The sequence below is a fragment of the Enterobacter sp. C3_dUdeg genome (genome assembly GCF_057536195.1).
In genome coordinates this window covers 105,839-131,777 of the sequence record NZ_BAAKFX010000005.1, presented here as the reverse complement: position 1 = coordinate 131,777, position 25,939 = coordinate 105,839, and the positions used below count along the sequence as shown (strand labels likewise).

The 25,939-nt window shown below is 59.3% G+C and carries 27 protein-coding genes; 5 read left to right on the top strand and 22 right to left on the bottom strand.

Going from position 1 to position 25,939, the window contains the following annotated elements:
• Position 1 precedes the first annotated feature (1 nt).
• The 19 genes from AC27FC_RS14430 to AC27FC_RS14340 all read right to left on the bottom strand — a co-directional run bounded on the left by AC27FC_RS14430 (position 2) and on the right by AC27FC_RS14340 (position 16,474).
• The gene (locus AC27FC_RS14430; protein WP_048981451.1) at positions 2–1,231 is read right to left on the bottom strand and encodes a beta-ketoacyl-ACP synthase; all 1,230 of its coding nucleotides are present in this window, start codon (positions 1,229–1,231) and stop codon (positions 2–4) included.
• Positions 1,228–1,959 carry a 3-ketoacyl-ACP reductase FabG2 gene (locus AC27FC_RS14425; RefSeq protein WP_048981450.1) on the bottom strand — a complete coding sequence of 244 codons (732 nt, stop codon included), beginning with the start codon at positions 1,957–1,959 and terminating at the stop codon, positions 1,228–1,230. The genes AC27FC_RS14430 and AC27FC_RS14425 overlap by 4 nt, the downstream gene beginning before the upstream one ends.
• Complete coding sequence (locus AC27FC_RS14420; protein ID WP_047059877.1) at positions 1,956–2,429, bottom strand: hotdog family protein; 474 nt, start codon at positions 2,427–2,429, stop codon at positions 1,956–1,958. The genes AC27FC_RS14425 and AC27FC_RS14420 overlap by 4 nt, the downstream gene beginning before the upstream one ends.
• Positions 2,426–3,595: a beta-ketoacyl-[acyl-carrier-protein] synthase family protein gene (locus AC27FC_RS14415; protein WP_094934870.1), complete on the bottom strand. Its 1,170-nt coding sequence runs from the start codon at positions 3,593–3,595 to the stop codon at positions 2,426–2,428. The genes AC27FC_RS14420 and AC27FC_RS14415 overlap by 4 nt, the downstream gene beginning before the upstream one ends.
• 1 nt (position 3,596) lies before the next feature.
• Positions 3,597–4,175: a DUF3261 domain-containing protein gene (locus AC27FC_RS14410; protein ID WP_033146845.1), complete on the bottom strand. Its 579-nt coding sequence runs from the start codon at positions 4,173–4,175 to the stop codon at positions 3,597–3,599.
• Positions 4,172–6,496, bottom strand: coding sequence for an MMPL family transporter (locus tag AC27FC_RS14405; RefSeq protein WP_094934872.1), 2,325 nt, complete (start codon positions 6,494–6,496; stop codon positions 4,172–4,174). The genes AC27FC_RS14410 and AC27FC_RS14405 overlap by 4 nt, the downstream gene beginning before the upstream one ends.
• Positions 6,465–7,070 carry an outer membrane lipoprotein carrier protein LolA gene (locus AC27FC_RS14400; protein ID WP_094934873.1) on the bottom strand — a complete coding sequence of 202 codons (606 nt, stop codon included), beginning with the start codon at positions 7,068–7,070 and terminating at the stop codon, positions 6,465–6,467. The genes AC27FC_RS14405 and AC27FC_RS14400 overlap by 32 nt, the downstream gene beginning before the upstream one ends.
• On the bottom strand, positions 7,067–7,489 hold the full coding sequence (locus AC27FC_RS14395) for an acyl-CoA thioesterase (RefSeq protein WP_023309526.1): 423 nt from the start codon (positions 7,487–7,489) through the stop codon (positions 7,067–7,069). Before AC27FC_RS14395 ends, AC27FC_RS14400 begins: the two co-directional genes overlap by 4 nt.
• A 3-nt stretch (positions 7,490–7,492) precedes the next feature.
• Positions 7,493–9,184, bottom strand: a complete 1,692-nt coding sequence (locus AC27FC_RS14390) for a glycosyltransferase family 2 protein (RefSeq protein WP_094934874.1) — start codon at positions 9,182–9,184, stop codon at positions 7,493–7,495.
• Positions 9,175–9,528 carry an ApeI family dehydratase gene (locus AC27FC_RS14385; RefSeq protein WP_039263058.1) on the bottom strand — a complete coding sequence of 118 codons (354 nt, stop codon included), beginning with the start codon at positions 9,526–9,528 and terminating at the stop codon, positions 9,175–9,177. Before AC27FC_RS14385 ends, AC27FC_RS14390 begins: the two co-directional genes overlap by 10 nt.
• Complete coding sequence (locus AC27FC_RS14380) at positions 9,515–10,876, bottom strand: AMP-binding protein (protein WP_112778205.1); 1,362 nt, start codon at positions 10,874–10,876, stop codon at positions 9,515–9,517. Before AC27FC_RS14380 ends, AC27FC_RS14385 begins: the two co-directional genes overlap by 14 nt.
• Complete coding sequence (locus AC27FC_RS14375; protein ID WP_029740658.1) at positions 10,869–11,456, bottom strand: COG4648 family protein; 588 nt, start codon at positions 11,454–11,456, stop codon at positions 10,869–10,871. The genes AC27FC_RS14380 and AC27FC_RS14375 overlap by 8 nt, the downstream gene beginning before the upstream one ends.
• A gap of 6 nt (positions 11,457–11,462) precedes the next feature.
• Positions 11,463–11,714 (bottom strand): acyl carrier protein, encoded by a 252-nt coding sequence (locus tag AC27FC_RS14370; protein ID WP_024908875.1) that lies wholly within the window; start codon positions 11,712–11,714, stop codon positions 11,463–11,465.
• Positions 11,715–11,724: 10 nt separating this feature from the next.
• Positions 11,725–11,982 carry a phosphopantetheine-binding protein gene (locus AC27FC_RS14365; RefSeq protein ID WP_008503081.1) on the bottom strand — a complete coding sequence of 86 codons (258 nt, stop codon included), beginning with the start codon at positions 11,980–11,982 and terminating at the stop codon, positions 11,725–11,727.
• Entirely contained in the window at positions 11,963–12,778 is an 816-nt protein-coding gene (locus AC27FC_RS14360; RefSeq protein ID WP_094934877.1) for a lysophospholipid acyltransferase family protein, read from the bottom strand. Before AC27FC_RS14360 ends, AC27FC_RS14365 begins: the two co-directional genes overlap by 20 nt.
• Positions 12,775–13,497, bottom strand: a complete 723-nt coding sequence (locus AC27FC_RS14355) for a beta-ketoacyl synthase chain length factor (protein WP_094934878.1) — start codon at positions 13,495–13,497, stop codon at positions 12,775–12,777. Before AC27FC_RS14355 ends, AC27FC_RS14360 begins: the two co-directional genes overlap by 4 nt.
• Before the next feature lie 66 nt (positions 13,498–13,563).
• Complete coding sequence (locus tag AC27FC_RS14350) at positions 13,564–14,628, bottom strand: methyltransferase (protein WP_094934879.1); 1,065 nt, start codon at positions 14,626–14,628, stop codon at positions 13,564–13,566.
• 69 nt (positions 14,629–14,697) lie between these two features.
• Entirely contained in the window at positions 14,698–15,087 is a 390-nt protein-coding gene (locus tag AC27FC_RS14345; RefSeq protein WP_023309518.1) for a lipoprotein, read from the bottom strand.
• 337 nt (positions 15,088–15,424) lie between these two features.
• The gene (locus AC27FC_RS14340) at positions 15,425–16,474 is read right to left on the bottom strand and encodes an AI-2E family transporter (RefSeq protein WP_032662225.1); all 1,050 of its coding nucleotides are present in this window, start codon (positions 16,472–16,474) and stop codon (positions 15,425–15,427) included.
• A 145-nt stretch (positions 16,475–16,619) separates the two neighbouring features.
• Here AC27FC_RS14340 and AC27FC_RS14335 point away from each other — a divergent pair, with 145 nt between their 5' ends.
• The gene (locus AC27FC_RS14335) at positions 16,620–17,837 is read left to right on the top strand and encodes an MFS transporter (RefSeq protein WP_064673694.1); all 1,218 of its coding nucleotides are present in this window, start codon (positions 16,620–16,622) and stop codon (positions 17,835–17,837) included.
• Positions 17,838–17,841: 4 nt separating this feature from the next.
• Here AC27FC_RS14335 and AC27FC_RS14330 read toward each other — a convergent pair whose 3' ends face one another.
• Both AC27FC_RS14330 and AC27FC_RS14325 read right to left on the bottom strand, forming a co-directional pair.
• A complete protein-coding gene (locus AC27FC_RS14330) occupies positions 17,842–18,399 on the bottom strand; it encodes a DcrB family lipoprotein (RefSeq protein WP_023309515.1) in 558 nt (185 codons plus the stop codon).
• Positions 18,400–18,471: 72 nt separating this feature from the next.
• Complete coding sequence (locus AC27FC_RS14325) at positions 18,472–19,137, bottom strand: 7-cyano-7-deazaguanine/7-aminomethyl-7-deazaguanine transporter (protein WP_023309514.1); 666 nt, start codon at positions 19,135–19,137, stop codon at positions 18,472–18,474.
• A gap of 167 nt (positions 19,138–19,304) precedes the next feature.
• Between AC27FC_RS14325 and tusA the strand changes: the two genes are divergently transcribed.
• Complete coding sequence (gene tusA, locus AC27FC_RS14320; protein WP_008503071.1) at positions 19,305–19,547, top strand: sulfurtransferase TusA; 243 nt, start codon at positions 19,305–19,307, stop codon at positions 19,545–19,547.
• A 104-nt stretch (positions 19,548–19,651) separates the two neighbouring features.
• Here tusA and yhgN read toward each other — a convergent pair whose 3' ends face one another.
• The gene (gene yhgN, locus AC27FC_RS14315; RefSeq protein WP_003861574.1) at positions 19,652–20,245 is read right to left on the bottom strand and encodes an NAAT family transporter YhgN; all 594 of its coding nucleotides are present in this window, start codon (positions 20,243–20,245) and stop codon (positions 19,652–19,654) included.
• Between the two features lie 179 nt (positions 20,246–20,424).
• Between yhgN and asd the strand changes: the two genes are divergently transcribed.
• From asd to glgX, 3 genes are all read left to right on the top strand, one after another.
• Positions 20,425–21,528: an aspartate-semialdehyde dehydrogenase gene (asd, locus tag AC27FC_RS14310; protein ID WP_033146834.1), complete on the top strand. Its 1,104-nt coding sequence runs from the start codon at positions 20,425–20,427 to the stop codon at positions 21,526–21,528.
• Positions 21,529–21,777: 249 nt separating this feature from the next.
• On the top strand, positions 21,778–23,964 hold the full coding sequence (gene glgB / locus AC27FC_RS14305) for a 1,4-alpha-glucan branching enzyme (protein ID WP_196355110.1): 2,187 nt from the start codon (positions 21,778–21,780) through the stop codon (positions 23,962–23,964).
• The gene (glgX, locus tag AC27FC_RS14300; RefSeq protein WP_094934881.1) at positions 23,961–25,934 is read left to right on the top strand and encodes a glycogen debranching protein GlgX; all 1,974 of its coding nucleotides are present in this window, start codon (positions 23,961–23,963) and stop codon (positions 25,932–25,934) included. The genes glgB and glgX overlap by 4 nt, the downstream gene beginning before the upstream one ends.
• Positions 25,935–25,939: the final 5 nt, after the last annotated feature.

The following is a 25,939-nucleotide window of genomic DNA, read 5'->3' as shown; positions in this document are numbered from 1 at the left end:
GTTACGCCCAGCGTTTAATGATAATCGAGGTGTTGATGCCGCCAAACGCGAAGTTATTGCTCTGCAGATACTCGCAGTCAATCTGACGGGCTTCCCCCATAATATAATCTAAAGCACCGCATTGCTCATCCGGCTGCGTTAAATTGAGCGTCGGGGCAAACCAGCCTTCACGCATCATCTGCAGGCTCATCCACGCTTCCAGCGCGCCGCAGGCACCCAGCGTATGGCCAAAATAGCTCTTCAGCGAGGACACCGGCACGCTGTCACCGTAGATGGCGGCAGTGGCCTGACTTTCGGCGATATCGCCGCGATCGGTGGCGGTACCGTGCGCGGAGATATACCCCATATCCCGGGCGCTTAATCCCGCCATGGCCAGCGACTGCTCCATGCAAATCTGCATGGTGTCACGCTGAGGCTGGGTGATATGGGCCGCGTCACAGTTGGTGGCAAAGCCCACGATCTCTCCGTAGATTGTCGCCCCGCGCGCTCTGGCGTGCTCCAGCTCTTCCAGAATCAGGGTGCCTGCGCCTTCCCCAATGACCAGACCATCGCGCTGCGTATCGAACGGTGAAGGGGTGGTTTTGGGTTCGTCGTTACGCTGACTGGTGGCAAACAGCGTGTCAAACACCGCCGCTTCAGACGGACACAATTCTTCCGCGCCCCCCGCGACCATCACGGTCTGATACCCGTGGCGAATCGCCTCCCAGGCGTAGCCAATCGCCTGGCTGCCGGAGGTACAGGCGCTCGACGTCGGGATCACGCGGCCGCGCAACCCAAAGAACAGGCCGGTATTCACCGCCGTAGTGTGCGGCATCATCTGGACGTAGGTTGTCCCGGTGATGTTATTGGTGTGCTTTTCGGTGAGCATGGTCGCGAATTCGCTGACCGGACCGGTGCTGCCTGTCGAAGAACCGTAGGCGATACCGGTTTGGCCGTTGGTGAGCACCGCTTCGCCAATCAGCCCCGCCTGCTCCAGCGCCAGCTCGGTGGCGCGGGTCGACATCAGCGACACGCGGCCCATGGCGCGAATACGCTTGCGGGTATAGTGTTCCGGCAGCGTGAAATCGTCGATCGGCGCGCCCAGCAGGGTATGCAGGCCATCGTACACCTGCCATTCCGGCATTTTACGCACCGCGTTTTCATACGCCAGCAGCCTGCTGGAAACGGATTGCCAGGTTTCGCCAAAGGCGGTCACGCCGCCCATGCCCGTAATCACCACGCGACGCGTCATAGCATGCCTCCGTTAATGGAAATGACCTGGCGGGTAACGTAGCCCGCAATATCCGACATCAGATAGCTTGCCAGCCCGGCGACCTCTTCAGCCTGGCCCATCCGTTTCATTGGGATGATGGACATGGCTTCCTTCAGCGCGGCCTCTTCCATCTCAATCATGCCGGTATCAATCAGCCCCGGGGCAATGCAGTTGACGGTGATTTTGCGTTTTGCCAGCTCAATCGCCAGCGCTTTGGTGGCGCCGATAATGCCCGCTTTGGCCGCGCTGTAGTTCACCTGACCGCGGTTGCCCATCACGCCGGACACGGACGATAAGGTGATAATGCGCCCCCCTTTACGGGTGCCAATCATCGGCATAATGCAGGGGTGAATGACGTTATAAAAACTGTCGAGATTGGTGTGGATCACGCTGTCCCAGTCGTCTTCGCTCAGCGCCGGAAAGGCGCCGTCGCGCGTAATTCCGGCGTTGCTGACCACGCCATACCATGCGCCATGGGCTTCAATCTCCTGCTCCAGCACCTCGCGGCACTGTTCGCGGTTGCCCACATCAAAGGCGAGTAAACGACCGTTGCCACCCGCCTGCGTGATGGCGTCCAGCGTATCCTGCGCGCCTGCGGCATCACGATGGTAATGCACGCCTACGGTAAACCCGTCGGCGGCAAGCTGACGAGCGATGGCGCGCCCTATGCCTTTGCTGGCCCCGGTGACCAGTACGGAACGACTCATGCGTTAGATCCCTGATTAAAAAGCGATGTTAATTCTTCTGCGCTCGGCTGGAAGGTGTTGACCCGGCCCGTGGCCAGCGTCTCTTCATTAGCGGAAATCGCGCATTCAAAGCTGCCGAAGCGTTCGTCCTGCATCAGCAGCTTAACGGTGATGTCCAGCGTCAGGCCTGCGGCGAAACGCCCGCTGGCGCAGACCAGCTCGCGCGCGCCGAGCACCATGCCCAGCGCGATATGATCCTGCCCCTGCTGCTGGCGATGCCAGCCTGACCAGACGCCGACGGTCTGCGCCATCAGCTCGAGCGCGTACCAGCCCGGCAGGTCGCCATCGGCATTGAGAAACGGCGCCAGCACGCTTTGCCCGTTGACCGCAACGCGGCAGACCGCCGTGTCGTCCGTAACGTTCTCAACGGATCCCAGCAGCATCATTGGCGCCTCGTGCGGCAAATAGGCTTCGGGTGATAAGTAGCTCATGAGGCTCTCCCCAGCAGGATGCTGGCGTTATTGCCGCCAAACGCGAACGAGTTAGACAAAATGACCGGTTTTTTCAGAGCGGCTCGCTGGTGCAGCAGGCCGCACGGCGCTAGCGTGTCGTCCGGCGCGTAGCGGGCGAAGTCCTGCGGCGGCAACGGCAGATCGCGCGTCAGAATCAGCCAGCTCAGGGCCGCTTCGGTAATACCGGCGGCGCCCAGCGTATGGCCGGTAAGGTGTTTGGTTGAGCTGCACGGCACGCTTTCCCCGAAGAGATCGTGAACCACCTGCGATTCAATCTGATCGTTGAGCGGCGTGGCCGTGCCGTGCAGGTTGATGTAGCCGATATCCTGCGGCTGCATATCCGCTTCGTTAAGCGCCTGCGCGATAGCCCTTATCGCCCCTTCACCCTGCGGATGCGGGGCGGAAATATGGTACGCATCGCTGGATTCGCCCGTTCCGAGCAGCGCCACGTCGGCGGGCTCCCGCCTCAATACCATCAGCGCGGCGGCTTCACCAATGGTGATCCCCCGGCGGTCGCGGCCGAACGGCTCGCAGAGCGTAGGGGAGAAGGATTCAAGGCTGTTAAAGCCGTTGACGGGCATTCGGCTCAGGGTATCGGCCCCGCCGACAATGGCGATATCCACCAGCCCGGTTTCAATCAGGCGTTTGCCGCCGATCATCGCCCGCGCGCTGGAAGAGCAGGCCGTGGAGATCGTATAGGCCGGGCCTTCGAGCTGAAGCCAGTTGGCGAGGAAGCGGGACGGATCGCCAAGCTCCTGCTGCGGATACTGCCAGCGCGTGCTCGCTTCGCCATGGGCCATGTGGCGCACGTGCTCATCGCCTTCGTCCAGCCCGGAGGTGCTGGTCCCCAGCACCACGGCCACGCGGTCACGACCGACGCGGGCGATGGCCTCGTCAACGGCGGGCTGAATCTGCGACAGCGCGGCCAGCAGCAGCTGGTTATTGCGGGTGCGGTGTGCGGCGAAGGCGTCCGGGATGGGCGGAAGCTCGCCTTCCACGCCGCCCAGAACGGCTTCGGGTAAACCCTGCAACCAGCCGGTCCGGGCGTGCATCCCCGGCGCCACGCCTGCCGTCAGGTTCGCGGCAATCTCGTCAGGCGAGTTGCCCAGCGCGTTGACCATGCCAACAGCGGATATATAAATCATCTCAGTCACCCAGATATTGAATGGTGATGTGGTATTTAAAGACGTGCTGCTCGATGCTGATCGGCTCGCGCTTGCCTTTGCGCTGCAGGTAGACAATCTCCGTCACCAGCTTGCCGCTGGCGTTACGCAGCTCGCGCCGATCGCCATTGTCCGTTAACGTCCAGCCCTTCGGCAACTGCGGCTGCCAGGCGCTAATCGGCCAGTGGCTGAGCATCACGTCGGCCAGCACCTGGCTGGCGGGCGGCAGCTGCGGCACGACGATCGACTGCTCGGTATGAATACCGGTCTCATCGTACGTTGCCAGGAACAGACGAATGCCCACGGAAGAGAGCCCGGCCAGCGTGACCTTATGCGCATCCGCGTTGAGCATCACCAGCAGGGACTGTGTCTGTCCGTTAAAGCTGCCGGTCAGCAGCTGCTGGGAGCTTACCGCCGGGCTGATGCCGGGCGGCGGCAGCGTCACTCTGGTGCCCGGCTGGAGCCAGGCCTGAGGCCGCGTCTCTTTGGTATCGGTCGAATGGCTGCAGCCTGCCAGCAGCAGCGCCGCGGCCAGCGCAACGGCGCGATAAAAAGCGTTCATTTACGTTTTCTCTCTTTCTTATCCGGCATCGCCAGCGGAGCCAGCAGGAAGGCGGTAAAAATACCGCTCACCAGCACGATGCCAAAGCTGCTGATGGCCTGGGTGGCGCTGAAGACGAGCATGCCCAGCGTCAGCAGCGTGGTCATCATGGCCAGCGTAATCGCCAGCATCGAGGTCAGCGGCGTACCGCGCGGGTTGCTGAAAAACAGCGTGTAGTTAATGCCAATGCCGAGCACCAGTACCAGCGCCAGCAGTGAGAACAGATTCACCGGGTGGCCCGTTGCGGCCAGCACCGCCAGGCCGCAGCTCAGCGACAGCACGGACGGCACCAGGCTTATCAGCCCTTTACGCCAGCCGAGGCGCAGCATCGCCCCGCAGGCAATGACTGCCAGCGCGGCAAAGAGTAGCCCCGTCAGCAGCGTGCGGTAGAGGGCAAACAGGCTGTCAAAGCTGGCTTTGCGATCGACCCAGACGACGCCGTCATGGCGCGCGGCCAGTTCACCGAGGTAAGCGCTGTTTTTCGCGCCGTCCACCGGCACCAGCACGCCGCTTTCCCCGTTGGGCAGGGTCAGCCAGAGCAGACGCCAGCCTTCGCTGGCCGGGCTTTTAAGCCACGCGTCCACGCTGACCGGCATGGCGTCGAGATTCGGGGATACGGCGTTGAGCCCGGCGCTTTTCAGCACGTTAGTTACCGCAGGGGCAGCCTCGCGCAGCAGCGTAAGATCGCTTTTCTGGCGGGCCAGCGAGTTCAGCGGCAGCGTACGCCAGCGGGCAATCTCTCCGGCTTTCTGCGCCTGTGCCAGCGCCGGTGTAAAGGCTTCCAGCCGCTCCAGCGTTTGCTGAGGCGAGGCGCCATGAACCACAAACCATTTCTGATCGACGCTCTGTCCGGTCAGGGCGGTAATGGCCTTCTCCTGGGCCAGAATATTTTTCGGCAGCGCCTGCAGCTGTGCGATGTCGTCGTCCACCCTCAGGGTGCTCATCCCCACGGCGGAGAGCAGCGCCAGCGCGACGGGCAAACCCACGGACAATTTTTTATTGCGTCGCCACGCGGCCAGCCAGCGCAGCATGATAACCATCAGCGGAACCGGGCGCACCGGTAAACCCCGGCACAGCCACGGATGCCAGAAAATCACCGTCAGGCAGGAGGCGCTCAGCCCCACGGCGGCGAACACCGCCATCTGGCGGATCCCGGGGAAGGGGGCCAGCATCATAATCAGGTAGGCGGCGACGGTCGTCAGCAGCGCCAGCAGCAGCGCATTGCGTACTTTGGCCAGGCTTTGCCAGGGGGAGTGCTCCGCGCCGTGCACCATCCGTTCGGTCAGGTAGTAGAGCGTGTAGTCGGCTGAAATACCGATGATGCTCATGCTCATCACCAGCGTCATCAGGTGCAGTTCGCCAAAGAGCAGCAGCGTCACCACCGTACCCGCCAGCGCGCCGATGGCAATGGAGAGCACGCTCAGCAGCAGCGGGCGCAGAGAGCGGAACACCGCCACGATGAGCAGGAACACGCCAAGCAGGGTGGCGATGCCCAGCGTCGAGACGTCGCGTTTGGCCTGCTGGCTGGCGTAATCGCTGTAGAACACGGTCCCGCGCGAAAGCAGCTGCGCCTGCGGGAAACGGGCTTTTAGCGTCTCCTGCAGCGCGTTAAGCGTCGTCACCAGCCGGTGGGTCTGCTGCATATCAAATGACGAGCCCGCCAGCTCGCCGTGCAGCAGATACCAGTAGTTTCCCGCCTCATCCTGTGTGACCAGCCAGCCGTCCATCAGCCGCAGCTTCTGGCCGTTTTGCGCCAGAGCGAGCTGCGAGCCGCGCATCAGCATCAGGGGATCGTTTTGCAGCTCTTTGCCGCTGACGCCGGAAAAGGCCGAATAGAGCTGAGATAAAATCCACTGCGCCTGCGCTTCTCCGCCGTTTTGCAGGCGGGCGCGGGTGGCGGGATCGATCAGGCCATTTCGGTGCTGCCAGAAGAACTCTCCCCAGGCTTTTTGCCCGGCGGCGTCCATCGGGCCTTTGACCTCGCTGAGCGAATCGCTGCTTTGCAGCAGCGCCAGCCACTGCTGCGCCACGCGCGGATCGGGCTCTTTGCCAGGGCTGACCAGCCAGACCAGCTGGCGGTCGAGACGCTGCATAAACCCGTCGTTGAGCGCCGGCGGGATCGCCCCCAGCGTCTGCTTCGGCAGCATGGCCAGCACGCTGCTGTTCAGACGCGCGCCGGGCAGCAGCGACAACAGCACGCCCAGCAGAATCAGGCATAGCGTGGCCCACAGCAGCGCCGGGCGCAGGGATTTACGGTGCGGCAAAGCGTTGGCGTTCGTCATCGGTCAGGCTGGCGGGCGTCAGTTGGTGGCGTGAAAGGGCGATATCGGTACGGTCGCCCTGTTTGTCGTTGAGACGAATCGTCTCCAGATAGGTCGCGCCGCCCAGATCGAGGGTGGCGAAAATCTTGTCCAGCGGCGTCGTTTTTGGCGTAAGCACCAGCGACCAGCGGCCCGCTCCCAGGTCTTTAAAATCGATGCGGAAGTTCTCTTCAAGCACCCTGCGGTCGGCCTGGAACAGGGCCCGCAGAAGATGGTTGAACTGGAACATCTGCGGATTATTGTCGGCGGTGACGGTCTGCGGCGGCTGGCCGTTAATGGCCTGAACCATCCGCTTGTCGTCCAGCAGGAGCGTCATCGGAAACGGCGCTTTTTGATCCCACAGCAGGCCGCTGTCGCGGGCGATCAGCATCTCGCCCTGCGAGCGCAGCGGCTGCGGCATATCTTTTATGGTGCGAACCTGTTCGAAGTGCGCGCGCACGACGGGCTGCCCGGTGAAGCGCTGCTGCAGTTCATCCAGCGTCACGGCGCTGACCAGCGGGCTGACGAGAAGCGCCAGCAAAGGCCACCATTTCATGGCGTCACTCCCATTCGTTCAAACAGTATTGCCGGGCTCACAAAGCACATTTCGCGGGTGGCTTCTTCCACCGCTACCTGGATGGTGTAGCCGGTCGTGGTGCGTTTGCCGGTCTGCGCATCGAAAATTTGATAGGCAATGCGCAGGCGGTTTTCATACTCTTCAACGTGCGCGCGGACGCGAATACGCTGCTCAAAGGTCACCGCATCGCGGTATTTCACCCGGGTATCGACGACGGGCCAGACGTAGCCGGAGGCCTTCATCTGGCGATAGCCATAGTCAAACTGATTGAGCAGCGCCTCGCGGGCGATCTCAAAGTAGCGGAAATAGTTACCGTGCCAGACCACGCCCATCATATCGACGTCGTGGAACGGAACGGTGATCTCAACTTCAGTCGTAAAGCGGGGATCGGTCAGCACCCTTTACTCCTTCTCTCTGGACTCTGGCAGATGCCAGAAATCGAAAAAATTAAACCAGTCGAGCGGCGACATGAGGGCGTAATGCTCCAGCCGCTGCGCGTAGCGATCGACGGTCTCCTGCAACGCCTGCTGGCGTTCGCCGCGCGGCAGGCGCAGCGGGTCGGCAAACGGTTCGCTGTGCAGGACGAGCTTACCCTGCTGGCGCAGGGCAAAAATCAGCACCACCGGGCAGCGCAGGATGGAGGCCAGGATAAACGGCCCCTGTGGGAATGGCGCTGGCTGGCCCATAAACGGGCTCCAGATCACCCGCCACTCGCCGCCACGCTGCGGATTCACCGCGATGCGGTCGCCCACAATCGCGACCCATTCTCCCCGCTCAAGCTTCTCTTTGATGGCAATCGCGGTGTCCGGGCCGATGTCGGTAACCGACATCAAATTCACGCCCGCCTGGGGCGCCATTTCGCTCATGATTTGCTTAAAGCGCCGGGCGTTTTCGCTGAAGACCAGGGCGGTGATAGTTTTGCTGCCGTCCAGCTGGGCCAGCGCCCGGCAGGCCTCAACGTCGCCAAGATGCGAGGCCAGCAGCAGCTTGCCCTGCGGTGCCGCGATATTAAGCGTTTCGCTCGCGCCGGGGGCAAAGACCACGTCGCGATCAAACTTCAGCTCACCGCGCCAGCTGGCGACTTTATCCAGCATCGCGTTGCCGAAGCGCATGAAATGGAAAAAGCTGTTGAGACGCGGGGGAACGGGCATGTTCCGCTGACGCAGTTCTTGCTTCACTCTCTCAATCCACTGCCGCGAGGCCTGCCGCGCCGGACGTGCGATAAGCCAGTACACGCCGATCACCGGCCACAGCAGCACGGTAAAGGCCCGGCGGCCCATCAGCTTCCAGACGCGCAGCATCAGGCGCATGCCCCACAGGCCCTTGACCTCGTCCTGCTGCGCCCAGTGCTGGCGGCGTCGACGGAAAAGCAGGCCGGGCATGCGGGGCAGCATGCCGAAGAACAGCCGGGTATGCATCAGGGAGATCCGCACGTTATCTTTTAACGCGTCGAAGTGGGACAACCCGTCCTGCGGGTAGGTGACGCGGGTCGGCAGAAAGACGCTGGTGTTACCCTGCCAGTAAAGACGGACCATCACTTCGGTGTCAAAGTCCATCCGTTTGCCGAGCGTTTCACGCGCTGCCAGGCGCAGCGTGGGCGAGACCGGATAGACCCGAAAGCCGCACATGCTGTCTTTAAGCTGCAGGGATAAGGTCTCAATCCACACCCATACGTGGGTTACCCAGCGTCCGTAGAGCCGCGAGCGCGGAATGGAATCATCGTAAATGGGCTGGCCGGAAATCAGCGCGTCCGGGTGGCGCTCCGCCAGCGCCAGCAGTTTGGGGATATCTTCGATGGCGTGCTGACCGTCCGCGTCCACCTGCACGGCGTGGGTATAGCCCGCGCGCGCGCACTCCTCCAGCCCCCTGATGACCGCGGCACCTTTTCCGGCGTTTTGCGCCAGGCGGACCAGCGTTACCTGCGGCTGCTCCGCCGCCAGGCGCTCGAGCTCCTGACGGGTGCTCGCTTCGCTGCCGTCATCCACCACCAGGCACGGCAGGCCGAACGGCGCGAGACGCGACAGCACGCGGGCGATCATGGCGCCGTGGTTGTAGCACGGGATCAGCACGCAGGGGCGGAAGGTTACTGACATAGCCGAATTTTCCCGCTGCTGGCGGTATGGCGCTCCGCCCCGGCGTGACGCTGGTAGCTGAAGGTCAGCATCTGACGTTCGGCATGCCACTCAAGCACCAGCGTCACCGTGGTTTCCGGCAGCAGAGGCGCCTGGAACTTCACGTTTTGAATGCTGTGAAAGCGGTAGCCCGGCGCCAGTAACGTCGTGGCGTAGTGCATCACCCAGTCAAGCTGCGCAACGCCGGGCAGCAGCGGCTGTACGGCAAAATGGCCCTGAAACCAGAACAGCGCCGCGTCGAGATGCAAAATGATTTCCAGCTTCTCCGGCTGTGTCTGGTGGCGCTCAAGTTCATGAATTTTCATGAAATAACTCCTCTAGCTGCGCATAGACACGCTTGTTCATACTGTTTACCGGCATTTCATCGACAATGCGCCAGTAGCGCGGAACGGCGACCGGCTCAAGCCACGGCAGCAGGGCGCGACGCCAGGCGAACTCCTGCGCTTTTTTATCCTGCATATAGCCGCGCTGGCGAACCGCTTCGTCCAGCACCAGCAGTGCGCCAATCCCCTGACGGCCTCCGCGCGTGACCGGTAGTGCCGCCGCTTCGCAAATGCCGTCGAGCTCCAGCAGGCGACGTTCGATCTCGTTAAGCGAGATGCGCTTTTCTTCAATTTTGACCACCCGCCCGCGACGACCGGCGATGCTGAACAGCCCCTCGCTGTCGAAGTGCAGGATATCGTCCAGCTGGAGTCCTTCAGCCTCGTGGATCAGTGGCGACGTGACGCGACAGGCTTCATCTTCCTGATGGAAGATAACGCCGGGGAAGGCAAGCCACGGGACGTTATCCTGCTGGCGATGGCGCCAGGCGAGGATGCCGGTTTCGGTGCTGCCATAAATTTCATCCGGGCAGATGTTAAGCCAGCCCGCGGTGGTGGCGACGTCACACCAGGGCAGCATTCCGCCTGCTGAAATCAGCATTCTGACGGGCGGCGCGGGCAGTTCCGTATCCAGGCGCTTCAGGAACGCCGGGCTGCTAATGAACAGATAATGCCGGTCATGAGGAAGGGCGGCCAGCTGCTCGGCGTAGTAGAGCATCGCGGCATGCAGCGGGAGGCCCAGCGCCATCGGCAATACGATGCGGAAGGTCAGCCCGTACAGATGTTGCGGTACGACCGAGGCGACAACGCTACAGCCGGTCAGCCGCTCGCCGAAGCGGTCAGCCAGCAGACGGGCTTCGCGATCCAGGCTGACGATGTGCTTAATCACCCGGCGCGGGGTACCCGTTGAGCCGGAGGTGAACAGTTCAACGAAGCGGCTTTCGTCAATGGCCGGCAGGGGCGCCCAGCGGCGAGTGGTCTGATGGCTGGAGGCCACCACTATCAGCTTGCCATGGAAATCGAGAGTCCGATCGCTCAGAACGCCGCTAAACAACGCATGCTGTTCTTCAAGCTGCGAGACGCGGCTATGGCCGGGGATGACCGGCGTTTTACCGGCGTGCAGCGAGGCCAGCAGCGCAACGATAAACAGGTAGCTGTTTTCAAAGCACAGCGCCCAGCGCTCGCCTTCCTGCTGATGCAGAGTGTCGACCAGCAGGGTCACGTCGTGGCGCAGCTGGCCAAGCGTCCAGGTGCGATCGTCAAGCCAGGCAACGGGCATGTCGTCAGGGCGGGGCGCGTTTAACCACTGGCCCAGCGGAAGGGGGTTAGTCATTGTGCATCTCTTTTTTTATCACCCGCTGGCGCACCAGCCACTCGGTCGCCATCAGCGTTCCCATCAGGATGTAGGCCACCATACCGTTCCACAGCGTCCACAGATGCATGTCGCCGTGGAGCACGGTGAACAGCGCCATCGCGCCGTTTCCGATGAAAAAGCCGCACCAGACGAGGGTCACCTTGCGGGTATAGCGCACGCCCTCCGGGGGCAGGTTTGGCTCGCGCAGGCGCGCCAGCCGTTCGACCAGCGGCATCGCGGTCCACAGTGAACCGCCGAACACGGCCAGCATCACAAGGTTGACGACCACCGGGTAGAACAGCAGCCACTGGTGGGTTTTCAGCAGGTAGCTTGCCGCGCAGAGCGCAATGCCCGCGAGCGCCACGCACTGCACCACATACCGCATCGGGCCAGCGTTCCGCCGCGCCTGGCGCAGCCGCAGCAGCAATACCAGCGCCATCACCGGCAACAGCCACTGCAGGCTGTTGTGCGTCAGCCCAAATCCAATCAGGAAAGGCCACGCCAGCAGCATCAGCCCCGTCAGCAGTGGGATGACCGGGAACGTCCGTCCACCACGCACGACGTCTTACTCTTCGCGCAGAAGCTGTTCGACGGCGTCTACCACATCCTGAACGGTACGAACCGACTTGAAGGTTTCCGGCTTGATTTTCTTGCCCGTTTTCTTCTGCAGATGAACAATCATGTCCACCGCGTCAATGCTGTCCAGCTCCAGGTCTTCGTAAAGACGGGCTTCGGGCGTAATGTCCTGCGGGTCGATTTCAAAGAGCTTGGTCAGAAGGCCGCAGACTTCCTGATAAATGGTTTCTTGTTCAGTCATCGTTCACATCTCAGGCGCGTTGAGCGTTGATAAAGGACGCCAGCGTGGCGACGGAAAAGAAGTGCTGGCGCATCTCTTCGCTTTCGGCAGAAAGCACCACGCCATACTGGTTTTTTACCGCCAGACCCAGTTCCAGCGCGTCAATGGAGTCCAGACCCAGCCCATCGCCAAACAGCGCGGCATCGGTATCAATATCCTCTGCGGTAAGCTCGTCCAGATTCAGCGTGGTGATTATGAGATTCTTAATTTCAAGATAAAGCGCTTGCATCATTAATTCCTGACAAAGATTGAAGGCCTGATGTTAATCGATGCTGCAGATGCCGGTTTAACTGCCTTGCCGCCAGCGCCGGTTCTTGTTCATTTGCATCGTAAAATTCGTCGATGTTCACGCGGTCGCGGACATCCACGGTGAAAACAGGTTTTTCTGGCGGTACATCATACCAGTGGCTTTTTTTATCCAGCAGGTGTTCGCTACAGTGGATCAGCACCACCCGCAGATCGCTGTTACAGCGCACGGCGATATTTGCCGCGCCGCGCTGGAGGGAGATAGCCTCGCCAAACCGGGTACGCGTGCCTTCCGGGAAGATTAACAGCGTGTCGCCCTGAGCCAGACGCTGCTGGCTGGCCGCGAGCAGGGGCTCGGCTTCGCTGTTAATCAGATAATCCGCCGCGCGGATAACGCCGCTGACAAAGGGGTTGCGCAGCAGCGCGCTTTTCACCAGGCAGTCGGTTTCGGGCATCACCGACGCCAGAATCACGTAGTCTATTAACGTGGGGTGGTTAGCCACCACCAGACAACCCCGATCGCTGCGCAGCGCGTCAAGATTGTGAATGCGATAGTCCAGTACGCCGAGGCCGCGCGCCACGGTCAGGAAGAAGCGGAAGCTGGCCGCAATGCTGCGACGCGCCAGGCGGCGACGGCTGGCGCAGTCGCGCTGGACGATCAGCAGCAGGTTGAACCAGACCAGCGACAGCAGCAGCCCGCCCACGCCAAACAGCGCGAAGCAGAAGCCGGTCATCACCAGACGCCATAACCAGTTGATACGTGCAGCCAGGCGGTTCATGCGCGCGTCCATTGCCACAGCAAACGTTCGCCGGGCACCACAAACTGACGTTCCTCGCTGAGATAGCGCTGCAGGAACATCAGGCTTTGCGGCAGGGCGGGTTCTTCACCCGTGCTGCCGCTGCGGGTTTCACACTGCAATCCGTTGCCGGATTCAATCACCAGCGCCAGCGCGTAGGGCCAGGTGGGCATCTGCGGCGGTAGCGCCGGATGGTAAAATTCCGGCAGCACGCCGTCAAAATCGACCAGCAGGACGCGGGAATAGCCCGCATGCAGCAGGCTCAGCACTTCGCATAAAGCCTGCTGGAAGGTGTCCAGCCCGGCAGAAATGGATGACGAGACGATGGCCTGTCGTGCGGTGATCGTGAGATTGCCCACCGCGGAATTGTGCACGGACATCGCGAAGTCGGTGGGTGAAACGGACTGCCCGGTCGCCAGAGCATGCAGAATACGGTAGTTGCGCTCCAGCTCGCCGTGGCGGCTGGAATAGACGACGGCATCAATGGCGTGGTTTTGCAGCATGGCAAGACCAATATCCACCGCCAGCTTACTGCCTGAATTGAGGCGGCGCGCGGTCATCATGGGTAAAGCGGTCAGGCGGGGAAGCGGGGCCGCTGGGTCAACGGCCAACTGCAGGCGCGACCATGCCTGCCACTCTGTGGCATCGCTGAGTCCTGGCGCTCTCGCCTGCCAGTCGATAATGTTCAGTGAAAATTTCATCTACGCGCGTCCGCGAAAAAAACCGTATTCAAAGGGCAGACTGGGCCACCCGGCAGCTAAGCTGCTCTATTGTTCACGTTTGGTGCATATCAGCAGGGTATGACCGACCCCAAGGTTGTCCAGCCGCTGTTCAACGCTGAAACCTGCGCTCTCCAGGTAGCGATAGAACTTCTCTACGCTGTAAAACCGGCTATTGCCATTCGCCATACAGGTGAAATAGAGCGAGGTGGCATTCAGGCTGAAAGAGGCAGCTTCAAATTTCTGAGCATCCCAGAAAAGCTCCATGATGCACAAACGTGCGCCTGGCTTCATGGCCTGTGCGACGCGCGTCAGCATGGCGACAATCTGATCCGGAGAGAAACAATCCAGGAACTGGCTCATCCACCAGACGTCGGCGTCACCCGGCAATGTTGCTGGGCTAAGCATATCGACAGCATGGAATGCAATACGATGAGAAAAACCTGCTTTTGCGATGTTTTCCTGCGCCAGCGCTATCTGCTGCGGCAGATCGAGGATCGTCACGGCAACATTTTCGTCATAGCGGCAGCAGCGTAACGACCATTTACCCGTATTTCCGCCCACATCGTACAATTTTGTCGGCGAGCTTGCGAATATATATGGCAACGCAGCGTCAAAAGCGGCGTCAGAATAGTAATGATCGAAGGCGAACCAGCTCTCTTTCGCCGGAGCAGGTAATTGGGATAACGCCGGGTAGATGGTTGGCCAGTTGCCAAACACGGCTAATCCGGCAGGTTTTTCCTCCTGCAGGGCGTCCGCCAGGTGAAATAGCCCCTGATAACAAACGTCCTGGGTGAAATCCATATTTACGCGGGTCATTTCGTCGTGCAGTAAAAAATGGCCCACTTTCGCCAGGAAATAACGTCCATTCTGTTGGGTAACGATTCGACCGCTTAATCCCATATCCAGCAGTACGCTGACGCCATAGCTGCCGAGCGTGCTGTGTTCGGTTATTTCCTCGAGGCTTGCCCCTTTTTTACCTTGTTTATCGAGCCAGGCGAGAACGCCTGAGTTACGCAGACAAAGCGCAGTCTGGAATAACATCGGGGCAAAGGCGATGCGTTGCGCTTCGGTAATGGCATCCAGTGCGCTGAGTGTGTCCTTTTCGTACATTCCTGCGTAACCTTTGAAGCTAATAAAGAGAGGTTATCGGGCCATACGCGGCCCGACTTTAGAAAAATATTACAGCGCGGCGCCAGCGGAGAGGTTCAGCTGAATATCGTGGTCGAGGTTATTTACCCAACGGTTATAATTTTTGTGAATTTTACCGTCTGCCGCTTTCAGGTTAAGGCTGTTTTCATAGTTGATTGAATAGCTTGTGGCCGTGTACGGAATACTTACCTGGACGGAGTGATCGCGTGACTGCAGACGCCCCTTAATCATTCCCGGGCCGGTTTCCGTCATGATCCAGTCGCGTTTTTGGCCTGCTTTCAAAATTGCCGTTTTTACCTGATCGGCAGTATGGCCCGCGCTTACAATAGAGTGAACCTGAGCAATTGGGGCGGTGCGCGCACAGCCTGCCAGTGCGCCAACGAATACGGCAGCAGCACACCATTTAACGATCTTTTTCATCAACAACTCCATATCAATAATAACAATTAAAGGTAGTGTTTTTTACAAATAATATTCATCCGGCTTTTTGTTATCGCTGGGTGTATTTTTTAATCAATATTAATGTTTACATTACGTTGACGCGAAGACGGGCATAATAACATGGAAAATAAATAAGAATTTCATTTTTTATAATTTGCGTTAAATCATGAATTGCGTTTGAACGTAATGCGCGCGGCGTAATTAAAAACAGAATGAGTATCGCCTTAACGCAAATAAAAATACCGCGACGGATTAGGGACGCGGTAATTTACGGTGTATTACTGACGGTTTAAACCTACCTGTACAGGTAGGTCGGTTACCCGGGTAATCGGCTTTTCGGCCTCCCCGGCCCGAGCAGGATCGCCAGCTTGCTGCCGCCTTTGGTGGTTTCCATCCAGATTTTACATACGCTGGTCAGGGGGACCGACAGCAGCATACCGACCGGGCCCAGCAGCCATCCCCAAACCAGTAAGGATAAAAACACCACCAGCGTCGACATGCCCAGACGGTGTCCCATCATGCGCGGTTCAAGAATATTGCCCAGCACCATATGCACGACGAGGAACAGCGCGCCGACCAGCATGCATTCGTAGAAGCCGTTAAACAGAAACGCCTGAATCATCGGCGGCACGGCGGAAAGCACCGCGCCAATATTGGGCACGTAGTTCAGCAGAAAGGCCAGCACGCCCCACATCAGCGCGAACTGCACGTCCATCAGCATCAGCCCCAGCCAGACAATCACCCCGGTCCAGACGCTCAGGAGCGTTTTCAGCGCCAGATATTTGGAGACGCCCTTCAGGGCCCGGTGTAACCCGGCAATGTGAATTTGCGGATTGTTCAGCGCAAAGCGCAGCTTATAGGGGACGTGGCGGACTTCGAACAGCATAAACACAACGGTCATGACCAGCAGCAGAATGCTGGCCATCGCGCCGGAAAGCCCCGTCATCAAGGTGGTGGCGTAGGTCATGACCTTCTCGGAGTCCATCCTGCGCAGCATCCGTTCGGGTGAGATATGCAGATTAAGGAAGGGCACCATCTCCTGCAGCGCGACAATTTTACGCGTCAGCTCTTTGTTGTACTGCGGCAGCATGGTGGAGAATTCGCTCAGCGATGCCGCCAGCACGCCGAAGAGCGCCGTCAGGCCAATCAGCATGACAATAACCACGATGGTGATGGCTACCGGACGGCTGACGCCCCGGCGTAAAAACCAGGTGACCAGAGGATTAAGCACGATGGCAAAAAAGAGCGCCAGCAGGAGCTGAACAATAATGTCAGCGGCAGCATGGATACCCGCAAGGATAACCACCAGACAGGCGAGTTTTAATAAGATGTGGAGTCCTGCTTTGTCGGACGGGTTAGCGATCATGCGTGTTCCTTAATATGATGACCCGATAAGTGTAGTGCCCGGGCTTCGCTTCGTCTGGCACCGTTAATCTGAAAGTCGGGGCTGATTTTCTTATTGCGCCGTGGTAATAGTGAAACACTGTTGTAAAAAATCCAGGTAGAACCCCATGCCCGAACCTGCCGCTGAACCGGCACTGAGCGGACTGCGCCTCAATCTGCGCATCGTTTCCGTTGTGATTTTCAACTTTGCCAGCTATCTGACCATCGGCCTGCCGCTGGCGGTCCTGCCGGGCTATGTCCATGACGTGATGGGCTTCAGCGCCTTCTGGGCGGGGCTGGTGATTAGCCTGCAATATTTCGCCACGCTCCTCAGCCGCCCGCATGCCGGGCGCTACGCGGACGCGTTCGGTCCAAAAAGCATCGTGGTGGTGGGATTGTGCGGCTGTTTCCTCAGTGGCCTGAGCTACCTGCTGGCTGCCACCACCGGCCACTGGCCGCTGGTCAGCCTGGCGCTGCTCTGCCTGGGCCGCGTTATTCTTGGCATCGGGCAAAGTCTGGCGGGAACCGGCTCGACGCTGTGGGGCGTGGGGGTGGTAGGCGCGCCGCACATTGGCCGGGTGATCTCCTGGAACGGGATTGTCACCTACGGTGCGATGGCGCTCGGAGCGCCGCTCGGCGTGGCCTGCTATGCGCTTGGCGGGCTGTATGGGCTTTCCATCACCATTATGGCGGTCGCGCTGCTGGCAATCCTCTTTGCGCTGCCACGTCCGAAAGTGAAGGCCAGCAAAGGCAAGCCGCTGCCGTTTCGGGCGGTGCTGGGGCGCGTCTGGCCGTACGGCATGGCCCTGGCGCTGGCGACCACCGGCTTCGGCGTGATTGCGACCTTCATTACCCTGTTCTACGACGCCAAAGGCTGGGACGGCGCAGCCTTTGCGTTAACCCTGTTTAGCTGTGCGTTTGTTGGCGCCCGCCTGCTTTTCCCTAACGGCATCAACCGTCTTGGCGGGCTGAATGTGGCGATGATCTGCTTTGCGATAGAGATTGTCGGGCTGCTGCTGACCGGAATTGCGATGGTGCCCTGGGTCGCGAAAGTGGGCGTGTTCCTCGCGGGGGCAGGCTTTTCCCTGGTCTTCCCGGCGCTGGGCGTGGTGGCGGTAAAAGCCGTGCCGCAGCAGAATCAGGGGGCGGCGCTGGCGACCTATACGGTGTTTATGGATATGTCTTTAGGCATTACCGGCCCGCTGGCGGGGCTGGTGATGGCCTGGGCAGGGGTTCCGGTGATCTATCTTGCGGCGGCGGGCCTGGTGGTGATTGCGCTGCTGCTGACGTGGCGGCTAAAAAAATGGCCCCCGGTGCAGGCACCGGAGGCCACGTCATCGTCGTGAAGCGTTACTGGATCACGATGGTGTTAATGATGTTTTCAGCAGCCGTCTGCGCTTTCTGCTGATCTTCGGCTGGCAGGGTGATCTGCAGGGTCAGCAGTTTGTTATCAACCTTGCCCAGCACCACAGAAGAGTAAGCGGTCTGGCCTTTTGCAGAGATGATGCTGTCGAGCTGTTGCAGCGTGTGGCCTTTCAGCTCGATGGATTTATTGGTCACGACCTGCAGCTGCGGATCGCGGCCGCGCTGCTGATCTTCCAGACGTTTGGACAGGACGGCCAGGTCTTCGCTGGTGTCGTCGCCCACAATCACAATGACCGCTTTCTGCCCGGTTGCGTCGGAGTAAACGTGCATGTTATTCGCCTGGGTGCCCAGCTTGCCGCTCTGATCGGTCATATCGGCTGGCAGAGAGAAGCTGAGTTTGCCATCCATCAGATTCACCGGCTGGCCGGTCGCGTTGCTCTCTGCGGATGCGCCCTGAGCAGGCGTTTTCGTGTCGCTGTTATCACAGGCTGCAAGACCCACAACCAGCAGGCCAATCCCGACATATTTAACCAGATTGCGCATTGACTTCTTCCTTTCGATAAACGGCCATAACGGCTCATTCGCTCATCTTATCACAACTGATAAAGCGAACCCTTAACCAGCCTGCAATGCCGTGATTTCAGATTTATCTGCCAGCCTTTTCAGCAGCATATTGAGCAGCACGCCGTACATCGGCAGGAAGAACACAATGCTGATAAGGACCTTGAAGCAGTAGTCCACCAGCGCGATTTCCATCCAGTGTTCGGCCATGAACGCATCCGGGCTGCGCCAGAAGGCGATGAAGAAGAAGGCCAGCGTATCGCTCACGTTACCAAACAGCGTGGAGGCGGTTGGCGCCATCCACCAGCGATGATTCTGACGCAGGCGGTTGAATACATGCACGTCGAGGATCTGCCCCAGCGCGTAGGCCATAAAGCTTGCCGCGGCGATACGGGCAACAAACAGGTTGAAGTGGGTTAATGCCTCAAAGCCCTGCCAGCTTCCCATATAAAACAGTGACGAAACCACGTACGAGATGAACAGCGCCGGGAGCATGACCGAAAAAATAATACGGCGAGCCAGCGGTGCGCCAAAGATACGCACGGTCAAATCCGTCGCGAGGAAAATAAACGGGAAGCTGAATGCGCCCCAGGTGGTATGAAAACCAAAGATGGAGATCGGGAGCTGCACCAGATAGTTGCTGGAGGTGATCACCAGCAAATGGAAAAGCGAAAGCCAGAACAACGCTTTTACGCGCTGTGATTCAGAAAACGACGTCATATTGTGACCTTTTTATACGTTGGGGTGAGGGAACCCAATAAAAACCGCAGCATGATACTGCTTTGGCAGGACATTGCAATGGTTAGTTTTTACGCAATCGTTAACCTGGTTTGCATTGATCGCAACCGGGCGTAAACTACAGCCGTTTTTACCAGACCGAGAAGACCATGACCGACCTGTTTTCCAGCCCAGACCACACTCTTGATGCCCAGGGCCTTCGCTGCCCGGAACCGGTAATGATGGTACGCAAAACCGTGCGCAACATGCAGACCGGTGAAACGCTGTTGATTATTGCCGACGACCCGGCCACGACCCGCGATATTCCCGGCTTTTGTACCTTTATGGAGCATGAGCTGGTGGCACAGCAGACCGAGGCGCTGCCGTACCGGTATTTGATTCGTAAGGGTTAGATGGGCTGTCCTCTGCGGCCTGATGCCCTCACCCCGCCCCTCTCCCACGGGGAGAGGGGGCAAACACTAAAAACGGCAATCTTTGATTGCCGTTTTGCGTTTACCTAGCCTTTCATCCACGCGCGGATCCCGTCCAGGAACATCTGCGTTGCCATCATCACCAGAATCAGCCCCATCAGGCGCTCCAGTGCGTTCACTCCTTTCTCACCCAGCAGGCGCAGGAACAGCGACGACTGCAGCAGGATGATAAACGTCCCGCCCCAGGCGATCAGCAGGGCAATCACCAGATGGCTCATCTGGTTCGGATACTGATGCGACAGCAGCATCAGCGTGGCCAGAATGGTCGGCCCGGCGACGAGTGGAATCGCCAGCGGCACGATAAACGGCTCTTCACCCGCGGGCAGGCCGCTGCTGCTGCCTTCCGCGCTTGGGAAAATCATCTTAATGGCAATCAGGAACAGAATAATCCCGCCGGAAATCGACACGGTTTCGGCGCGCAGGTTCAGGAACGCGAGAATTTTTTCACCGGCAAACAGGAAGATAAACATCACCAGCAGGGCGATAAGCAGCTCGCGGATCATGATCGCCCGGCGGCGCTTCGGCTCGGTGTGCTTCAGCACCGACATGAAGATAGGCAGGTTTCCCAGTGGATCCATAATCAGGATCAATAAAACCGCCGCGGAAATGATTTCACTCATCTTTAAATTATCCCTGATACTTAGTAGTGTTATTCCGATGATTAGCGCTTTTTCTGATTGCTGGGCAATCATCGATTAATTTCGCTTGCGACTTTGGCAGCATTTTGTAATGTGAAGCATATCCCAGTTCAATACTGGCTTGCACAATCAGCACACACCCTCAGCAGGAAAAAAATGCTATGAAAAACGTTGGTTTTATCGGCTGGCGCGGTATGGTCGGCTCTGTACTCATGCAACGCATGGTTGAAGAGCGCGATTTCGACGCTATCCGCCCGGTCTTCTTCTCCACTTCCCAGCTCGGCCAGGCTGCTCCGTCCTTTGGTGGTACCACAGGCACGTTGCAGGATGCTTACGATCTGGAAGCGCTGAAGGCACTCGACATTATTGTGACGTGCCAGGGCGGCGATTATACCAACGAAATCTATCCAAAGCTGCGTGAAAGCGGCTGGCAGGGCTACTGGATTGACGCGGCTTCTTCGCTGCGCATGAAAGACGATGCCATCATCATTCTCGACCCGGTGAACCAGGGCGTCATCACCGACGGCCTGAACAACGGCGTGAAAACCTTTGTCGGCGGTAACTGCACCGTCAGCCTGATGCTGATGTCCCTCGGCGGCCTGTTCGCGCAGGATCTGGTGGAGTGGGTCTCCGTGGCGACCTACCAGGCGGCGTCCGGCGGCGGCGCGCGCCACATGCGCGAGCTGCTGACCCAGATGGGCCAGCTGCACCAAAGCGTCGCAACCGAGCTGGCAAACCCGGCGTCCGCGATCCTCGATATCGAACGTAAGGTCACTCAGCTGACCCGCAGCGGCGAGCTGCCGGTGGATAACTTCGGCGTACCGCTGGCCGGTGGTCTGATCCCATGGATCGACAAACAGCTGGATAACGGCCAGACCCGCGAAGAGTGGAAGGGCCAGGCTGAGACCAATAAAATCCTCGCGACCGCGAACACCATTCCGGTTGACGGTCTGTGCGTGCGTATCGGCGCGCTGCGCTGCCACAGCCAGGCCTTCACCATTAAACTGAAAAAAGATGTGTCTATTCCGACCGTGGAAGAGCTGCTGGCCGCGCACAACCCGTGGGCGAAAGTGGTGCCAAACGATCGCGATATCACCATGCGCGAGCTGACCCCGGCTGCCGTTACCGGCACGCTGACCACGCCGGTTGGCCGTCTGCGCAAGCTGAACATGGGGCCGGAGTATCTCTCCGCGTTCACCGTCGGCGACCAGCTCCTGTGGGGCGCCGCCGAGCCGCTGCGCCGCATGCTGCGCCAGCTGGCGTAATAATTTGTTTACTACCGGGGGTGATTTTCACCCCCTTTTTTTGCGTACTACATGGAGTAACACGCGTATGTCTTATTTTTTATCAGGAGTGATCTAGAGCGTTGGCTATGCTTTAAGGAAGAGTCATTTCTTACCTGAGGTTCGAACGGAGCAGAATGGATGCACATTTTTGTGCTGTCCCGTTCAGGTCACATTAAAAGTCGTCCCGGAGCGCTTAAAAAGGACGACATAAAAAACAGGATGAATACCATGTCCGATCGTGTGGATAGAGACGTGATTAATGCGCTTATTGCGGGTCATTTTGCTGACCCCTTTTCTGTGCTTGGGATGCATCAAACTGAGGATGGCCTTGAAGTTCGGGCACTGTTACCGGATGCCACAGAAGTCTGGGTGATTGAACCCAAAACCGGCCGCAAGGTCGGTAATCTTGAATGCCTCGATTCCCGTGGCTTCTTCTCCGGCGTGATGCCCCGCCGTAAAAACCCTTTTCGCTATCAGCTCGCCGTTCTCTGGCACGGTCAGCAAAACCTGATTGACGATCCTTACAGCTTTGGCCCTCTGCTTAAAGAGATGGATGCCTGGTTGCTCTCCGAAGGAACGCATCTTCGCCCTTATGAAACCCTGGGTGCCCATGCCGATACCATGGACGGCATTACCGGCACGCGATTCTCCGTGTGGGCGCCTAACGCCCAGCGCGTCTCCGTTGTCGGCCAGTTCAACTACTGGGACGGTCGCCGCCACCCGATGCGCCTGCGCCGGGAAACCGGCATCTGGGAGCTGTTTATCCCCGGAGCGCACCCCGGGCAGCTTTATAAATTCGAGATGATCGACGCCAACGGCAAGCTGCGCATTAAAGCTGACCCGTATGCCTTCGAAGCGCAGATGCGCCCGGATACCGCGTCGCTGATTTGCGGCCTGCCGGAGAAGGTCGTCCAGACGGAGGAGCGTAAACAGGCCAACCGTTTTGACGCGCCCATCTCCGTCTATGAGGTACACCTTGGCTCCTGGCGTCGCCACACCGATAACAACTTCTGGCTCAGCTATCGTGAGCTTGCCGACCAGCTGGTGCCCTATGCCAAATGGATGGGCTTTACCCACCTTGAGCTGCTGCCGGTCAACGAGCACCCGTTCGACGGCAGCTGGGGCTATCAGCCTACCGGGCTGTATGCGCCAACGCGCCGCTTTGGCACCCGCGATGACTTCCGCTATTTCATTGATGCCGCGCACGCCGCCGGGCTGAACGTCATCCTCGACTGGGTGCCGGGCCATTTCCCTGCGGATGATTTCGCGCTGGCAGAGTTTGACGGCACGAAGCTGTACGAGCACAGCGACCCGCGCGAAGGCTATCACCAGGACTGGAACACGCTGATCTACAACTATGGTCGCCGTGAGGTCGCAAACTACCTGGTCGGGAATGCCCTGTACTGGATCGAGCGGTTTGGCATTGATGCCCTGCGCGTCGATGCGGTGGCGTCGATGATCTACCGCGACTACAGCCGCAAAGAGGGTGAGTGGATCCCGAACGAGTTTGGCGGCCGTGAAAACCTGGAAGCGATTGAATTCCTGCGCAATACCAACCGCATTATCGGCGAACAGGTGGACGGTGCCGTGACCATGGCGGAAGAGTCGACCGACTTTGCGGGCGTCTCCCGTCCGCCGTCATTAGGCGGCCTGGGGTTCTGGTACAAGTGGAACCTGGGCTGGATGCACGACACGCTCGACTACATGAAGCTGGATCCGGTTCACCGTAAGTATCATCACGATAAGCTGACGTTCGGGATGCTCTACAACTACACCGAAAACTTCATGCTGCCGCTGTCGCACGATGAAGTGGTGCACGGCAAAAAATCCATTCTCGACCGCATGCCGGGCGACGCGTGGCAGAAGTTTGCCAACCTGCGCGCCTACTACGGCTGGATGTTTGCCTTCCCGGGCAAGAAACTGCTGTTTATGGGCAATGAGTTCGCCCAGGGACGCGAGTGGAACCACGACGCCAGTCTCGACTGGCACCTGCTGGAAGGCGGCGACAACTGGCACCACGGGGTGCAGCGTCTGGTGCGCGACCTGAACCTGACCTACCGCCACCACAAAGCGCTGCACGAGCTCGACTTCGATCCGTACGGCTTTGAGTGGCTGGTGGTGGACGACCACGAGCGCTCGGTGTTTGTCTTTGTGCGTCGTGACAAAGCGGGTAACGAGATCGTCGTCGCCAGCAACTTCACGCCGGTGCCGCGCGAACATTACCGCTTCGGCATTAACCAACCGGGCAAATGGCGCGAGATCTTGAATACCGACTCGATGCACTATCACGGCAGCAACGCCGGTAACGGCGGGCTGGTCCAGAGCGACGCCATCGAAAGCCACGGGCGACCCAACTCCCTGAGCCTGACGCTGCCGCCGCTTGGCACCATCTGGCTGATGCGGGAGGGCGAATGACGCAGCTTACGGCAGGTAAACCCGAACCGCTCGGCGCGCGTTTTGACGGAAAGGGTGTCAATTTCACCCTCTTTTCCGCTCACGCTGAGCGGGTAGAACTGTGCGTGTTTGATGGGGAAGGTAACGAGCACCGTTACGATTTACCCGCGCGCACGGGGGATACCTGGCACGGCTACCTGGCCGGAGGACGGCCAGGCATGCACTATGGCTTTCGCGTACACGGTCCGTGGGATCCGGCGCAGGGCCACTGGTTTAACCCGGCGAAGCTGCTGATCGACCCGTGCGCGCACCGTGTGGACGGCGAATTTAAAGACGACCCGCTCTTCCACGTGGGCTACGGCGAGCCCGACCACCGCGACAGTGCGCCCGTCGCGCCAAAAAGCGTGGTGGTGAACGATCTTTATGACTGGGAAGACGATGCCCCGCCGCAGACGCCGTGGGGCAATACCGTCATTTATGAAGCCCACGTCAAAGGGCTGACGTACCTGCACCCGTCGATCCCCAAAGAGATGCGCGGCACCTATAAGGCGCTCGGGCATCCCACCATGATTGCCTACCTGAAACACCTCGGCATCACCGCGCTGGAACTGTTGCCCGTCGCCCACTTTGCCAGCGAGCCGCGCCTGCAGCGGCTGGGGCTAAGCAACTACTGGGGCTACAACCCGCTGGCGATGTTCGCGCTTGAGCCACGCTATGCCGCCCATCCGGAAAAGGCGCGTGACGAGTTTCGCGATGCGGTGAGGGCGCTTCATACGGCGGGCATTGAGGTCATTCTGGACGTCGTGCTGAACCACAGTGCCGAAAGCGATCTCGACGGTCCGACGCTCTCCATGCGCGGAATTGATAACCGTAGCTATTATTGGATCAGGCAGGATGGCGATTATGAGAACTGGACCGGCTGCGGTAACACGCTCAACCTCAGCCATCCGGCGGTCACGCATTTTGCTTATGAATGCCTGAAATACTGGGTGGAGACGTTCCACGTCGACGGTTTTCGTTTCGATCTGGCGCCAGTGATGGGGCGCACGCCAGCGTTCAGCCAGCAGGCGCCGCTGTTTGAGGCGATAAAAAACTGTCCGGTGCTCTCGCAGGTGAAGCTCATTGCCGAGCCGTGGGACATCGGGGAAGGCGGTTATCAGGTCGGGAATTTCCCGCCGCTGTTTGCCGAGTGGAACGATCACTACCGCGATGCCGCACGCCGCTTCTGGCTGGAACGGAATCTGTCGCTGGGGGAGTTCGCCGGACGCTTTGCCGCTTCAAGCGATCTCTTTAAGCGCGACGGCAAACGCCCGTCGGCCACCGTCAATCTGTTGACGGCACACGACGGTTTTACGCTCAGGGACTGCGTTTGTTTCAATCAGAAACACAATGAGGCAAACGGCGAAGAGAATCGCGATGGTACTAACAATAACCATAGCTTTAATCATGGTATAGAAGGGTTAGGCGGTAGCCTGGACGTCATCGAGCGGCGACGCGCCAGCGTTCACGCTTTGCTGACAACGCTTTTATTGTCGCAGGGCACGCCGATGCTGCTGGCAGGCGATGAACACGGCCATAGCCAGCACGGTAACAACAATGCGTATTGCCAGGACAACACGTTAACCTGGCTCGACTGGGGTGAAGCCAACAGCGGGCTGATTCATTTTACCGCTGCGCTGATCCATCTTCGCCAGCAGATCCCCGCGCTGACCGCCGACCGCTGGTGGGAAGAGGGTGACGGCAACGTTCGCTGGTTGAATCAAGACGCGCAACCGTTAAGCGCGCAAGAGTGGCAACACGGCGTACCACGCCTGCAAATCCTGCTGTCGGATAAATGGCTGGTCACGCTGAACGCGACGGATGACGTCGCAGAGATTGTTTTACCTGAAGGGGAATGGCGAGCTGTTCCCCCCTTTGCCGGAGCGGATAATCCGGTAGTAATGGCTGTCTGGCACGGGCCTGCGCACGGAGTGTGCGTATTCCAAAGATGATAAAA

Excerpts from the sequence above, each read along its gene's own strand:
- AC27FC_RS14430 (WP_048981451.1), bottom strand. The coding sequence starts at position 1,231 with ATGACGCGTCGCGTGGTGATTACGGGCATGGGCGGCGTGACCGCCTTT.
- AC27FC_RS14380 (WP_112778205.1), bottom strand. The coding sequence starts at position 10,876 with ATGACTAACCCCCTTCCGCTGGGCCAGTGGTTAAACGCGCCCCGCCCT.
- glgB (WP_196355110.1), top strand. The coding sequence starts at position 21,778 with ATGTCCGATCGTGTGGATAGAGACGTGATTAATGCGCTTATTGCGGGT.
- AC27FC_RS14385 (WP_039263058.1), bottom strand. The coding sequence starts at position 9,528 with ATGAAAATTCATGAACTTGAGCGCCACCAGACACAGCCGGAGAAGCTG.
- AC27FC_RS14415 (WP_094934870.1), bottom strand. The coding sequence starts at position 3,595 with ATGATTTATATATCCGCTGTTGGCATGGTCAACGCGCTGGGCAACTCG.
- tusA (WP_008503071.1), top strand. The coding sequence starts at position 19,305 with ATGACCGACCTGTTTTCCAGCCCAGACCACACTCTTGATGCCCAGGGC.
- glgX (WP_094934881.1), top strand. The coding sequence starts at position 23,961 with ATGACGCAGCTTACGGCAGGTAAACCCGAACCGCTCGGCGCGCGTTTT.
- AC27FC_RS14365 (WP_008503081.1), bottom strand. The coding sequence starts at position 11,982 with ATGCAAGCGCTTTATCTTGAAATTAAGAATCTCATAATCACCACGCTG.
- AC27FC_RS14340 (WP_032662225.1), bottom strand. The coding sequence starts at position 16,474 with ATGATCGCTAACCCGTCCGACAAAGCAGGACTCCACATCTTATTAAAA.
- AC27FC_RS14420 (WP_047059877.1), bottom strand. The coding sequence starts at position 2,429 with ATGAGCTACTTATCACCCGAAGCCTATTTGCCGCACGAGGCGCCAATG.
- AC27FC_RS14370 (WP_024908875.1), bottom strand. The coding sequence starts at position 11,714 with ATGACTGAACAAGAAACCATTTATCAGGAAGTCTGCGGCCTTCTGACC.
- AC27FC_RS14390 (WP_094934874.1), bottom strand. The coding sequence starts at position 9,184 with ATGTCAGTAACCTTCCGCCCCTGCGTGCTGATCCCGTGCTACAACCAC.
- AC27FC_RS14325 (WP_023309514.1), bottom strand. The coding sequence starts at position 19,137 with ATGACGTCGTTTTCTGAATCACAGCGCGTAAAAGCGTTGTTCTGGCTT.
- AC27FC_RS14355 (WP_094934878.1), bottom strand. The coding sequence starts at position 13,497 with ATGAAATTTTCACTGAACATTATCGACTGGCAGGCGAGAGCGCCAGGA.
- AC27FC_RS14360 (WP_094934877.1), bottom strand. The coding sequence starts at position 12,778 with ATGAACCGCCTGGCTGCACGTATCAACTGGTTATGGCGTCTGGTGATG.
- yhgN (WP_003861574.1), bottom strand. The coding sequence starts at position 20,245 with ATGAGTGAAATCATTTCCGCGGCGGTTTTATTGATCCTGATTATGGAT.
- AC27FC_RS14345 (WP_023309518.1), bottom strand. The coding sequence starts at position 15,087 with ATGAAAAAGATCGTTAAATGGTGTGCTGCTGCCGTATTCGTTGGCGCA.
- AC27FC_RS14400 (WP_094934873.1), bottom strand. The coding sequence starts at position 7,070 with ATGAAATGGTGGCCTTTGCTGGCGCTTCTCGTCAGCCCGCTGGTCAGC.
- AC27FC_RS14405 (WP_094934872.1), bottom strand. The coding sequence starts at position 6,496 with ATGACGAACGCCAACGCTTTGCCGCACCGTAAATCCCTGCGCCCGGCG.
- asd (WP_033146834.1), top strand. The coding sequence starts at position 20,425 with ATGAAAAACGTTGGTTTTATCGGCTGGCGCGGTATGGTCGGCTCTGTA.
- AC27FC_RS14330 (WP_023309515.1), bottom strand. The coding sequence starts at position 18,399 with ATGCGCAATCTGGTTAAATATGTCGGGATTGGCCTGCTGGTTGTGGGT.
- AC27FC_RS14410 (WP_033146845.1), bottom strand. The coding sequence starts at position 4,175 with ATGAACGCTTTTTATCGCGCCGTTGCGCTGGCCGCGGCGCTGCTGCTG.
- AC27FC_RS14425 (WP_048981450.1), bottom strand. The coding sequence starts at position 1,959 with ATGAGTCGTTCCGTACTGGTCACCGGGGCCAGCAAAGGCATAGGGCGC.
- AC27FC_RS14350 (WP_094934879.1), bottom strand. The coding sequence starts at position 14,628 with ATGTACGAAAAGGACACACTCAGCGCACTGGATGCCATTACCGAAGCG.
- AC27FC_RS14335 (WP_064673694.1), top strand. The coding sequence starts at position 16,620 with ATGCCCGAACCTGCCGCTGAACCGGCACTGAGCGGACTGCGCCTCAAT.